This window comes from Citrobacter sp. Colony219 (assembly GCF_019382635.1).
Taxonomy (GTDB): Bacteria; Pseudomonadota; Gammaproteobacteria; order Enterobacterales; family Enterobacteriaceae; genus Citrobacter; species Citrobacter youngae.
In genome coordinates this window covers 209,607-222,214 of record NZ_CP080033.1, presented here as the reverse complement: position 1 = coordinate 222,214, position 12,608 = coordinate 209,607, and the positions used below count along the sequence as shown (strand labels likewise).

General features: G+C 51.0%; 11 protein-coding genes and 1 pseudogene. 5 read left to right on the top strand and 7 right to left on the bottom strand.

The genetic code is table 11. From position 1 onward, the window contains the following. Both JTI85_RS00910 and nlpA read left to right on the top strand, forming a co-directional pair. A partial coding sequence (locus JTI85_RS00910) for an Rpn family recombination-promoting nuclease/putative transposase (protein WP_219352005.1) occupies positions 1-388 on the top strand: 388 nt, incomplete at its 5' end. 123 nt (positions 389-511) lie between these two features. Then, entirely contained in the window at positions 512-1,330 is an 819-nt protein-coding gene (gene nlpA, locus JTI85_RS00905) for a lipoprotein NlpA (RefSeq protein ID WP_061066874.1), read from the top strand. A gap of 28 nt (positions 1,331-1,358) precedes the next feature. On the opposite strand, the gene JTI85_RS00900 is transcribed toward nlpA, so the two are convergent. From JTI85_RS00900 to JTI85_RS00890, 3 genes and pseudogenes are all read right to left on the bottom strand, one after another. After that, positions 1,359-2,261: a carboxylate/amino acid/amine transporter gene (locus tag JTI85_RS00900; protein WP_061066873.1), complete on the bottom strand. Its 903-nt coding sequence runs from the start codon at positions 2,259-2,261 to the stop codon at positions 1,359-1,361. A gap of 118 nt (positions 2,262-2,379) precedes the next feature. Continuing rightward, positions 2,380-2,685 carry a putative quinol monooxygenase gene (locus JTI85_RS00895; RefSeq protein ID WP_061066872.1) on the bottom strand — a complete coding sequence of 102 codons (306 nt, stop codon included), beginning with the start codon at positions 2,683-2,685 and terminating at the stop codon, positions 2,380-2,382. Position 2,686: 1 nt separating this feature from the next. Beyond that, positions 2,687-3,687 (bottom strand): annotated as a pseudogene (locus JTI85_RS00890) (zinc-binding alcohol dehydrogenase family protein). A 110-nt stretch (positions 3,688-3,797) separates the two neighbouring features. Here JTI85_RS00890 and JTI85_RS00885 point away from each other — a divergent pair. Beyond that, complete coding sequence (locus tag JTI85_RS00885) at positions 3,798-4,700, top strand: LysR family transcriptional regulator (RefSeq protein ID WP_219352004.1); 903 nt, start codon at positions 3,798-3,800, stop codon at positions 4,698-4,700. Positions 4,701-4,736: 36 nt separating this feature from the next. On the opposite strand, the gene JTI85_RS00880 is transcribed toward JTI85_RS00885, so the two are convergent. From JTI85_RS00880 to JTI85_RS00870, 3 genes are all read right to left on the bottom strand, one after another. Beyond that, positions 4,737-6,233 (bottom strand): C69 family dipeptidase, encoded by a 1,497-nt coding sequence (locus JTI85_RS00880; RefSeq protein WP_101742103.1) that lies wholly within the window; start codon positions 6,231-6,233, stop codon positions 4,737-4,739. 342 nt (positions 6,234-6,575) lie between these two features. Continuing rightward, entirely contained in the window at positions 6,576-7,040 is a 465-nt protein-coding gene (locus tag JTI85_RS00875; RefSeq protein ID WP_061066869.1) for a hypothetical protein, read from the bottom strand. After that, positions 7,037-7,810: a winged helix-turn-helix domain-containing protein gene (locus JTI85_RS00870; RefSeq protein ID WP_061068783.1), complete on the bottom strand. Its 774-nt coding sequence runs from the start codon at positions 7,808-7,810 to the stop codon at positions 7,037-7,039. Before JTI85_RS00870 ends, JTI85_RS00875 begins: the two co-directional genes overlap by 4 nt. A 573-nt stretch (positions 7,811-8,383) precedes the next feature. Between JTI85_RS00870 and JTI85_RS00865 the strand changes: the two genes are divergently transcribed. Then, on the top strand, positions 8,384-9,001 hold the full coding sequence (locus tag JTI85_RS00865; RefSeq protein WP_048213740.1) for a transcriptional regulator: 618 nt from the start codon (positions 8,384-8,386) through the stop codon (positions 8,999-9,001). A 74-nt stretch (positions 9,002-9,075) separates the two neighbouring features. Then, positions 9,076-11,892, top strand: a complete 2,817-nt coding sequence (misL, locus tag JTI85_RS00860; RefSeq protein ID WP_219352003.1) for an intestinal colonization autotransporter adhesin MisL — start codon at positions 9,076-9,078, stop codon at positions 11,890-11,892. 137 nt (positions 11,893-12,029) lie between these two features. Here the strand turns inward: misL and JTI85_RS00855 are convergent, their stop codons facing one another. Further along, positions 12,030-12,320, bottom strand: a complete 291-nt coding sequence (locus tag JTI85_RS00855; protein WP_213749727.1) for a SymE family type I addiction module toxin — start codon at positions 12,318-12,320, stop codon at positions 12,030-12,032. Between the last annotated feature and the right edge of the window lie 288 nt (positions 12,321-12,608).

Below are 12,608 nucleotides of genomic sequence, written 5' to 3'. Positions count from 1 at the left end.
GGAGCTTGTCCAGAAGCATATACGTGAACGTGACCTGATGGTGCTGGTGGATAACCTGGTTGCTCTGCTGGTTAAGGGATACGCTAATGACAGCCAGGTAGAAACGCTATTTAATTATCTGATGCAGTCTGGCAGCGCACCACGTTTCGAGGCGTTTATTCGCGAGGTGGCTTTACGCGTTCCCCAACACAAGGAGAGATTAATGACGATTGCAGAATGTTTACGTGAATCAGGGCGAAGAACGGGTTTGCTAGAGGGCAAACTTGAAGGCAAACAAGACGAAGCGTTGCGGATAGCCCATGCCATGCTGGAGAAGGGGATCGATCGTGAACTGGTGCTAATTATCACCGGGCTTTCAAGTGATGAACTAACGGCATCTTCCGACTAATGTATCTTTTTCCCGTTATGCTTTTTTCTTCTTGCTGATGCTTTTTCGTTTTTTAAACCGCAGCGGCCTTGCCGCTATAGTCATTTCATTACTCATCAGGCGGTTATTACAAAAGGATAAAACGTGAAACTGAAGATACCTCATTTCGGGGCCGGGGCGGCGGTATTACTGGCGGGATTATTGCTGGCAGGATGCGATCAGCAGAGCAGCGATGCAAAGCATATCAAAGTCGGCGTGATTAACGGCGCAGAGCAGGATGTGGCGGAAGTCGCGAAGAAAGTGGCTAAAGAAAAATATGGGCTGGATGTCGAACTGGTAGGGTTTAGCGGTTCCCTGTTGCCTAACGATGCCACCAATCACGGTGAACTGGATGCCAACGTCTTCCAGCATCGCCCATTTCTTGAACAAGATAATAAAGCGCACGGCTATAAGCTGGTAGCCGTGGGTAATACCTTTGTGTTCCCGATGGCCGGTTATTCGAAGAAAATCAAAACCGTTGCGGAGCTTAAAGACGGTGCGACGATTGCGATACCTAACGATCCAACCAACCTCGGGCGGGCGCTACTGCTGCTGCAAAAAGAAAAGTTAATCACGCTGAAAGCAAATACAGGCCTGCTGCCCACGGCGCTGGATATTACTGATAATCCGCGACACCTGAATATTATGGAACTGGAAGGCGCGCAGCTGCCGCGCGTGCTGGACGATCAGAAAGTGGATGTGGCGATTATCAGTACCACCTACATCCAGCAAACCGGGCTTTCTCCGGTACATGACAGCGTATTTATTGAAGACAAAAACTCACCCTACGTGAACATCCTGGTGGCGCGAGAAGACAACAAAGATGCCGGGAATGTGAAAGAATTCCTGCAATCTTATCAGTCACCGGAAGTGGCAAAGGCGGCAGAAACTATCTTTAACGGCGGCGCGGTTCCGGGCTGGTAATCGTGACCCGTTGCCGCGCCGGTTGGGGTTAAACCGCTCTGGCGCGGCGACGTGAGTCCATTGAGATCAGCACTACCGATGAGAGGATCAAAAGCGTGCCCAGCCAGTCAGGCAGGGTAAATGTAATGCCTAATAACAGCAGGGACAGCAACGCGCTGCTCAACGGTTCTGCGCAGCTTAAAATGCTCGCCTTCGGCCCACCAATCATCTGCGCGCCTTTCAGGTACAGGCTAAACGTGAGCGACGTACCGATGACCACCAGATAGAAAAACGCCAGAATCAAACTGCCATTAACCACGAAGTTTGTTCCCTCTCCGGCATAGAACGGGAGCAGGATCAGGCCGCCTATCAACATGCTCCAGCCGACAATCGGCAGCGTGCCGTAACGCGCGATAAGCGTTGAGGGGTAGGTGGTATAAAACGCGGCGGCAAACGCCGAAGCAATTCCCCAGAACAGCGCGGCAGGTGAAATAGACAGCGACGTCGGATTACCGTGGGTGACCAGTAAGAAGGTGCCAATGAGCGAGGTGAAAATCGCGGTCAGCACTAATATTCCCGGTCGTGCTTTGCGAACCACGGAAAACCACGCCACGATAATGGTCGGTGACAAAAATTGCAGTACCGTCGCGGTGGCGGCGTTGGATTTTTCGATGGTCAGCAGGAAGGTGAGCTGTACGGTGAGCGCCCCGACCACGGAAAAAATGAGTAGGCTGATGGCGTCTTTGCGGTTTTTGATAATAGAGAATATTTTGTCGCCGTGAACGAAAGAGAGCATCAGCAGAATCAGCCCGGCGAAAATCAGGCGCGTCATGGTCAGAAACTGCGACGACATCTGACTTTGCTCCATGATGTACTGCGCACACACGCCCGAACTTCCCCACAATACGGCGGCGATCAGGACGTTCATCATCCCTCTTCTGGTGGAACTCATCTTTTCCTCTGCATGTTGTTTTGTTTTATTTGTGTGCAGGCATCATAGCAGAGATAGCGAAGCGAGTGAGACATGACTGGTGCAGCCCCCCGCGCGGCAGGGGGCTTCGGCAGTCATTTTATGGCGCAATCGGCGTCAGATAATCCAGCCGTAGCGGTTCGGCGAGTAGATCGTTCATTTGCAGAATAAACGCCTGGAAATGTGGCAGAGTGATATGTTCATCCAGACTGGCCTGACCGTGCCAGGATTCGCGTACGTAGAATACATCCGGCGTGTCGCGTAACTGGTACAGCTCATACTCAATATTGCCCGGCTCCCGGCGAGTGGGTAACAGCAGAGCCTGCAGCGCCTGTTTCAGTGCGTCGATCTTCCCGGGTTGGGCTTTCAATACCGCAATAATTGAAATCACTTCTGAATCAGACATGTTAAAACCCCTCCAGCACAATCTTGCCGACCGAACGACCGGTTTCAATTTGCGCGTGGGCTTTTTGCAGATTCGCCGCAGTGATAGCACCAAAATGCTCGCCCAGCGTGGTGCGGAGGGTGTTGTCGTCGATCAGCTGTGCCACGCGGGTCAGTAACTGATGCTGCGCAATGATGTCGTGGGTTGTAAACATCGAACGGGTAAACATAAACTCCCAGTGCAGCGAAATGCTTTTGGCCTTCAGCGGACGCGCATCGAGAGTGTGCGGATCGTCAATCAGCGCCAGTTTTCCCTGCGGCGCCAGGGCGGCAATGATTTGCGAATAGTGCTGCTCGGTATTGTTCAGGCTGGCAACGTGCGTCACCTCTTTAATGCCTATCCGTGCCAGCTCTTCCGTCAACGGCTTGTTGTGGTCAATCACATGATGAGCGCCCGCTTCACGAACCGGCTCTGCGGACGTGATGCCGTACCGATGACGGTCATTTTGGTCAGCTTACTGGCCAGTTGCGTCAGAATAGAACCGACGCCGCCAGCCGCGCCAACAATCAATAACACATCATCTTCATTGCCGTTTTCCTCAACGCCCAGACGGTCAAACAGCATTTCCCACGCGGTGATCGCGGTCAGCGGCAGCGCCGCCGCAGAGGCGTTATCGAGTGATTGTGGCTTCAGCGCGGTAATACGTTCATCAACCAGCTGAAATTCACTGTTACTGCCAGCGCGACCCAGCGCACCGGCGTACCAGACTTCATCGCCCGGTGAGTACAGGGTGACGGCTTCGCCCACGGATTTCACCACGCCCACGGCATCCCAGCCCAGCACGCGCGGCACATCAGCGTTAAAACCTTCGCGAACCTTGGTATCAACGGGGTTGACGGAAATGGCCTTCACTTCAACCAGCAGATCGTGCCCGGCGGCAACCGGCACAGGCAGGTCAATCTCTTGTAAATATTCAATGTTATTGCCGTCGGTCGCGGCGCGGGTAATAGCGATGGCTTTCATAATCTCTCCGGTTCAGAAACCTTATCTCTGTTGAATAATTCGATGGTAAACCGGCAGCAGAACGGGAAAAATAGCCCTACGGCGACAGGACTTATACTCGGGGAGTGAAAATGTTCCGGCTTGAAGATCTCACGTTGTTTGTCCGCGCCGCGGCGCTGAACAGTTTTAGCGATGCCGCGCGCGAAGTCGGCGTGCAGCCTGCTCAGGTCAGCTCCGCCATCAAGCGTCTGGAGTCGACGTTGGCTATCCGCTTGTTCGCCCGCTCCACGCGCAGCCTGCGCCTGACGCCGGAGGGCGAGGTCTGGCTACCCTATGCCCGCCAGATGCTGGGCGTGATGCATGCCGGGCTGCAAAAAATACAGACCCCGGAAGATGAAGTGTCTGGCACGCTGCAAATCGCTGTGCCTTCCGATCTTGGTCGCAACCTGCTGCTGCCGGTCTTTCAGTCGTTTCGACGCCGCTATCCCGCGCTGCGCCTGCGGATTTTTTTCTCTGATCAGGTGACGGATGTCTTTAAAGACCCCGTCGATGTTGCGTTTCGCTATGGCAATACCGAAGACGCGTCTTACATTGCGCTGCCCGTTGCACCGAGTAATCGACGTGTGCTGGTGGCATCACCGGAATGGGTTGCACAAAACGGCGCGCCGCAAACTCCGGATGATTTAACACAGCTCAACGCCATGACCTTCGTATTACGCGGCCGTCTGCACGATCGCTGGACGTTTACGCGCAACGGCGAGGTCAGCAGCGTGCAGGTTAACGGCACCATTATGAGCGACGATGCGGAAGTGATCCGACGGCTGGCGATTGCCGGCGAGGGCGTGGCGTACAAGTCGTGGCTGGATGTCAGTGAGGATGTGCGTGACGGTCGATTACAACTGCTGATGCCGGATTATCAGGGGGAGAAAGTCCCGCTGAATATGATTTGCCCGCATCGGAAGCAGCTTTCAACGGCGGTCCGTCTGCTGCACGACGCAGTGAAGGCGCGGTGTGAAATGCTGGCGCAAAACTAATATGCGCTTTACGCCAGAATTTTATCACGTCGTTACTCAGTCTTTTTTCGCAGCGTTGGCAAAGAAAATATCAGACTGAATGTCTTTAGTGCGGATGGTAAACAGCTGATTAGTCAGATCTTCCGTCAGCTTCTCGGCGTCGGCCATGATGCGCAGATTAAAGTCATTAAGCATCTTATCGGCGGCAGGTTTATCGGTTTTCGCCATCTTCAGATACTCTGCTTCAACCTCTTTTTGCTCCTTGGCCACTTTGTCTTCCCATGCTTTGTAGGCTTTTTTGACGATTGGCGCGAGCTTCGGATAATCGGTCATCGTCAGCGTTTGTAATTTACGGTATTTCCAGTAAATGGATTGATCGTCCGCTTTATCGCTACCCATCGTGTAATTAGCCGGATACGCTTTCAGGCCGCTGTAGTACGGAACAAAGGCGGTAAGGTCGGCCATACCCAGACCAATGTAGGTCGTTTCGCCAATCTCTTTTGGTAACCACGGACGGACCTGCATAACATGCGCTTCATAGGTGCGGAAGACGCTGACCGGACGCCATGGCTCTTTACCGTTCAGACCGTTGGTGTAGGGGTCATGGCTGGTGCCTTCGTAATGGTTACGCAGTACGGCCTTCACATCGTCCAGCGTCATTTTCTTCTCTGGCGTCATGAAGACCGGGAATTCACGTCCTTTGGCCATATCCTGGTTGACGGAAGGATTGAACTCTTTCTGGATGGTCCATACGCGAGGGTCGTTATACGTGCGGTCGCGTTCGTCATCACGGGTATAGGCTTTGGAGAAGTTGAATTTACCGTCTTTCGCGGGTTCGTACAGACCTTTTTCGGTCGCAAATTGAATCAGGTTTTTTGACGCCATCATGTCAGGGTTTTTCGGATCGTAATCCTGTAAACGGCCCTGATTGCCGGTGGCAAAATACTGGTTATTCGGCAGGCGCTGCGCCATCCACTGATGACCGCTGCCGGTTTCCAGGTACCAGATCTCGTTATCGTCGACGACGGCAACGCCAAAGCCTTCACCTGCCCCGACGGTCTCAACGATATGGCCCAGCAGCGCCACGGCTTCACGCGCGGTCTTGCTTTGAGACAGCAGAATATCCGGGATATCGTCTTCGGTGATCCCTTTATCTTCAACGTACGGGTCGGCGGCCAGCGCTTTTGGTGAGGCAAAAATAGATTCTGTCCCGCTCACGCCGACTCCCAGCTCGTTAAACCCGGTTGCGCCGTGCAACTGGGTTTTCCAGTTAGGAACCGTGGTATAACGCAGCGAGTTTTTGGGGAGCGGCCAGGTAAAGTCATTCGCGCCGTTATGTGCTTTGGTGCTGTATACCCCGGTCTGATTCTGTTTTGCCGGGTGAATGACAAAATGCTGCGCTTTCAGGGCATCGCTGTCAGCGCTACGCGCTACCAGCATGGAGCCGTCCGCTGATGCTTCGTTACCGACCAGCAGGGTCGTACAAGCAAAACCTGATGAAACAACGGCCAAATTTATAGAAAGTGCAATCAGGCACTTTTTAAAAGTAAACATTACGTATCCCTCATATGTACGCCAAAAATACACCGGAAACACACCGTTTCCTGAAATGCGATAACGCCTGAACCTTCAGACATTGCTCGCGAGAGAGATAAACGCCCCTGCCCACGTCTTCTCCAAATATCCATCCATAGGTTGAAGTCTTCTGGGCAAAATAAAACGCCCATTTCGCTTAATTGTTACGCAATGGATATTGTGGTATTCAGGATGTTTCCTGATTCGGGGAAAAGAATAGCAATGGGATATGAATGGATTCAGTGACCCATGTCGCGTAAGTCGATGATGACAAATATGAATTCCTGCGTGGGGGCACTCTTTTTGTATCCGGATATGACGTTACCTTTTACGGCAGTACAGCGAAGGAACAGTGGAACTCGCCACTATCCACGCCCCTTTATACTCCTCCATGACCAGACTCAGGCGCTGCCCGGTTTCGCGATAAAAACTGGGCAACGTCCCATTGATATCGTCTTTATCGGCGGAGTCTGAGAAGGTTTTTACCAGTTGCGTCGACTGCAGCACGCGCGCGTCGTGGTGCTGGGTATAGGTAAAATAGATGTTTCTACTGATACCTGTGACGTGACGTCCGTACAGTTTGCCGGTTAAGGTTGCCAGCCCCTGATGGTCGTACAGCCGATATGACACCGTGCCGGTAAAGCGGTTGCTGCCAATATTCCACTCCACGTTACCGACGCAGTTCAACGGTCTGTCGGCGTAGCGTGAATACCATAGCCAGGCGCCCGAACCCAGCATCAATACCACGCCAATCGCCAGCAGGATAAGATTGTGTATTTTGTTCATTTCCCGCGCATCCAGTAGTAATGAGTAGAACAAAACGCGTGAACATCTATCCGCGCATCCTTATCGCATACAAAGGCCACCATCCTCTGTGCCTTACGGTAACCTGAAAGAAACACATGTTTGTTATATTCACAAAGATCGGGATGCGATTGCATCAGGCTGAAATAGCTTTCCAGATTGTGTTCATTCGGTGAGTAATAAATTTTACAGTTTTCCTGTGAGGGAATTTGCATAGAAACCGACACGAATTTACTAAACGGCATGACAGGGCGAGTCTGATACCAAACCAGCCAGATAATCAGAGTAGTGATAATCACTCCGGTGGTTAAGAAAATGTTCCACCAGGGAATCGACGTTGCTACTTGTGGTGGAGAGGGCATTACCTCGGGATCGTTGTTTTCCTTAATAAATGGTGCTAAAGGGGGCTCAGTTTGGGAATGTGTGATCGTCTCCACATGCGTACTCTCATTTAATCTGAGTCCTCGCCGGGAAATAGTTTTGACTGTATCACGGGGCAACCCGACATCCGCCAGTGCATTGCGCAACGTCAAAATTGCCTGGTAAAAAGTATTGGTCGTGGTCACATTGTTTCTTTCTCCCCAACCGACTTTGAGCAGCGTGTTCTGAGAAACAATGTCACTTGCGTGAGTAATTAAATAGAGAAAACAGAGCGAGGCTGGGATCTGCAGTTGAATTGCTCGCCCTGTCTGTCGATTGACCAGGCTTTTGTTATCAGGATTAAATTCGACCAACTGGTTGATAAGGTACAATGCCTGGCCCTCAGTAACGAAACGTCTCATATGTTGCATCAACATACCCATTTAATATTACATCGAAATGGATAAGACGCCTCTACCTTTGTACTTGATCAAAGATAAGAGTTTTACTCTTAACAATTAAATCCTTTTAATACAATGAGTTATAGTGCCTATATCTTAGGTGATAATTAACTAAGGTTAAATAATGAGAATTAATTACAGGTTTATCTGATTAGCTATTATATTTATCCCACAACATCACAAAGGTTTCTGGTTTTTAGGAATTTTGTGATTTACTAAAATCATTTCGCAAGGTTTTGTTTTAGCAAATAGTGCTGTATTTACGTTTACCGTGATGTCTGGATTTGTGTATAAAACTCCTAATATATGGGCTTTTAATCTGAGATAAAGCTCCGTAATACTTATCAACATAACGACATTTACAGTTGGAGATTATTTTTCTATAGGATTTTATAACATTTTTACCACTCGACTGTTATTAGCGAAAACGGATTTCACCACCTGTCGGATTGACACATTTATTTACCGATGAAATATTTATGGAAAATAACAGGGGCATAGTAGATGAAGAGAAAGCCGCTACAGAGTGTTCGTTGCATAAGCTGTGAATTATCCTGTGAATTATTTCCGGATGCTGCCGTACGCGCACAATACTGCCACCGTGCCGCTTTTGCTGTCTGGCCAGAGGGTAATGATTATTTGAAAAAAGGCATTATTGAAAAGCTTTTACTTAATAATCACAATCATTTATCCCATGGATTTATTTTTATCGATTTTTCATTCCCGAATTTGCGTCTGTTCACCGATCCGCAATGGGTGGATCGCCTGACGCAGAGTGGTATGCATATTGTATTGATAGCGGATCGGATCCTGACGCCGTTAGCCAATTACTGGTTATCGAAAAGCAATAAAATTCAAGGGATTATTTATTCCAGTGATAGTGATGAAGTTCAGCATCAGAAAATACGTCGCTTATTCCGGGGGCATCTCGCCAACAGCAAACGTGGGCGTTCATTGAATTATACGGAAATGATATTACTCAAGCGATTTATTTCAGGGATAAGTATTCAGCAAATTACCCGAATAGATAATATTGATGTTAAGAGAATATATGTCTACAAACTTCGACTTGAAGATAAGTTAGGCCTAAGTATTCATAAAATACTCTCTAACATTTTATAGCTGATTATCATTTTTATTATTTCCACATCATCGCGATGTGGTGGACGCCCTACGCCCGAAAGCAGGAGGCTATTATGAAAAAACCTAAGCATTACTCACGCATTGCTATAGCGGTATCAACCGCGCTAACGTCAATGGTATTTTCAACCCACGCGGCCTGGATTGATATTGACAGTTTGCCTTCCAGTGGACTGGTGAACAGTCTTTCGCCAGAGTTGCAGGCTTTATTTCCTGCACAGGCGAATGCCAGTTTCGCTAAAACCAGCGCTACGCCAAATTATGTTTATCAGTGGAGTGCCGGCACCATTCCTGTTTTTGGCCATGGATTAACGCTGAATGGGCCAGGAGCAGAAGCCTTCGAACACACCATTACCGTTATTCAGAACAGCGCGACGGGTAGCCCGGGCGTTATTTTCGGTGACGACCTGACGATCCGCACACAGTCGAAGAATGCCGCTAATAATGGTAAGGATGTTGATGGTATCCGCACACACGGGGTCAATTCACCGGATAACCCGGTCTTTATCATCACCGGAGATCGCACCAGCATTTATGTGGACGGTCAGGATGGCGACGGTATAAACGCCGGTTACAGCGCCTATAATCAGGGGCAGGGTTGGAAAGGTTCGGCCAACATTTACGTTGGCGACGATCTATATATTCAAACCACCGGTTATCAGGGGCGCGGTATCACTGCAAACGCGATGAGAGACGAAACGCAGGCCAAAAATACGATTGTCGTCGGCGACCGGGCACACATTGTGACGATAGGTGACAGTTCAGAAGGTCTTCGCACCGGGCAGAGCGGCTCCACGATCCGCCTTGGTGATGGTGCCACTATCGAGACGTCGGGTGCTTCCTCAACAGGGATCTATGCCGCCTCATCTTCCAAAACGGAACTGGGCAACAATGCGACGATTACGGTCAACGGCGTCAGCGCACATGCGGTTTATTCCACCAATGCGACGGTGAATCTCGGCGAAAACGCGACGATCAACGTAAACAATTCGGCCAAAGCGGCGTCATACAGCAAAGCGCCACGCGGCCTGTATGCGGCTTCACGCGGTGCGATAAACCTGGCGGGCGGCGCTGCCATTACCATGGCAGGCAATCACAGCAATGAAAGCTACGCCATCAGCACAGAAACGGGCGGTATCGTCGATGGCTCCGCTGGCGGGCGTTTTCTCATCGACGGCGATCTTCACGCCGCCGGCGCGACTGCCGCGAACAGCAGCCTGCCGCAGCAAAACAGTGCGATTAAACTCAACATGACCGACAACTCGTTGTGGAGTGGGGCGTCATACATCACCAGCGTCACGGCCGGAACGGGCGTTATCTCGCTGCAAATGAGCGATGCGACCTGGAATATGACCAACAGCTCAACGCTCACTGATCTGACGCTGAACGGCGGGTCCGTCGTGAACTTTGGCCATGCTGACGGCGAACCGTGGCAGACGCTTACCATTAATGAAGATTTCACCGGCAACGGCGGCAAACTGGTTTTCAATACCGTCCTGAATGACGATGCCTCCGAAACCGACAAGCTGAAAGTGCTCGGCAATACCGCCGGTAACGCGTTTGTGGCGGTGAATAATATTGGCGGAACCGGGGCACAAACTGTTGAAGGTATTGAGATTATCGAAGTGGCCGGTAATTCTGACGGCACTTTTGAGAAAGCGGGCCGTATTGTTGCCGGTGCGTACGACTATAACGTGGTGCAAAAGGGCAGCAACTGGTATCTGACCAGCTTTATTCCTGCTCCGCCGGATCCGGAAGACCCGGACCCGGTCGATCCCATCGACCCTGATCCTGTTGACCCAGACCCGGTCGATCCTGTTGACCCAGACCCGGTCGATCCAGACCCGGTAGATCCGATAATCCCTGAGCCGGAAATACCTGTCGCACCTCCGGTCACCGAGCAGCAATACCGCCCGGAAGCAGGTAGTTATCTGGCGAACAACTACGCCGCTAACACGCTGTTTATGACCCGACTGCACGATCGTCTGGGCGAAACGCAGTACATCGACATGCTGACGGGTGAGAAAAAAGTCACCAGTATGTGGATGCGTAACGTCGGGGCGCATACCCGCTTCAAAGACGGTAGCGGGCAGTTGAAAACCCAAAGCAACAGCTATGTGATGCAGCTAGGCGGCGATCTGGCGCAGTGGAGTAGCGACGGCCTCGACCGTTGGCATCTCGGCGCAATGGCAGGTTATGCCAACAGCCAGAACCGCACGCAGTCCAGCCTGACCGGCTACCATTCACGTGGTCAGGTTACCGGTTACAGCGTGGGGCTGTATGGCACATGGTATGCCAATGACGCCGACAAGACCGGCACTTACGTAGACACCTGGATGCTGTATAACTGGTTTGATAACAAAGTGATGGGCCAGGAGCAGGCGACAGAGAAATATAAATCCAGCGGGATAACCGCTTCGGTCGAAGCGGGTTACAGCTTCAAACTGGGTGAAAACGAGCGCAACAGCTACTGGCTGCAACCGAAAGCGCAGGTGGTATGGATGGACGTGCAGGCCGACAGCCACCGCGAAGCGAACGGTACCCGCGTGAAAGACAACACCGATGGTAACCTGATGACTCGCCTGGGGGTGAAAGCCTTTATCAACGGTCACAACGCCATCGACGACGGTAAATCTCGTGAGTTCCAGCCGTTTGTCGAAGCCAACTGGATCCACAATACGCAGACGACCCGCGTGAAGATGGATGATGTGAGCAACGACATGCGCGGCACCAAAAATATCGGCGAGCTGAAAGTCGGCGTAGAAGGGCAAATCACTCCGCGCCTCAACGTGTGGAGCAACGTTGCCCAACAGATCGGCGACAAAGGCTACAGCGATACCCGCGGTATGCTCGGCGTGAAATACAATTTCTGATGTAATGCAGTAACAGAAAAGCCGCTGATTAATAGGTCAGCGGCTTTATTTTTTGGGGAAGCGGTAGGYCGGATAAGCGTTAGCGCCATCCGGCATCTGGAAAACCTGTAATTAACGCTTACAGGCTCAGCCGTACTTCACTGGAGAGTTGCCAGCGTGCTCTCAATTCTTTTTAACTTCTGATTTGCCTCTTTCAGCTCATCCTGCAACCGTTGCTCCTGCTCGCCATAGACCATCAGGACGATACAGCCATTCATCACTTTTACGGTAATCTGTTGCCCGGTATCAAACCCCGCTGCGCGTAGCCACTTGCCGGAAAGGATAATTTTGGGTGTGGATTTGTCGAAAACATTCGGGCGATATCCCACAATTACCGAACGCTCGGTTCCAGATTGGTCGGTGTCTGGGGTAGAATGCGAATCAGCCATAATCAACTCCTTGATAGTTGTTGAGGTTAGACGCTCCGGTTGTGTTCCCGCACATCGGGGCGTTGCTAGTGTAGAAGGTCTTTAGGTGGCCTCCTATATGATAAGAATAGTTGGATAGGTGGCCCTATGTCAATCATATCGCGCGAAAAAAAACCAAAAGGCGGTGGGCAGTCCCCGCAGTTTAAAATGCGTATTGATCCGGCATTGAAAGAGCAGTTGGATGCTGTGGTGGCAGAAGAAGGGGTAAGTCTCGCCAGTTGGTTGAAAGAACTGGCGAGGGAGGCTTTG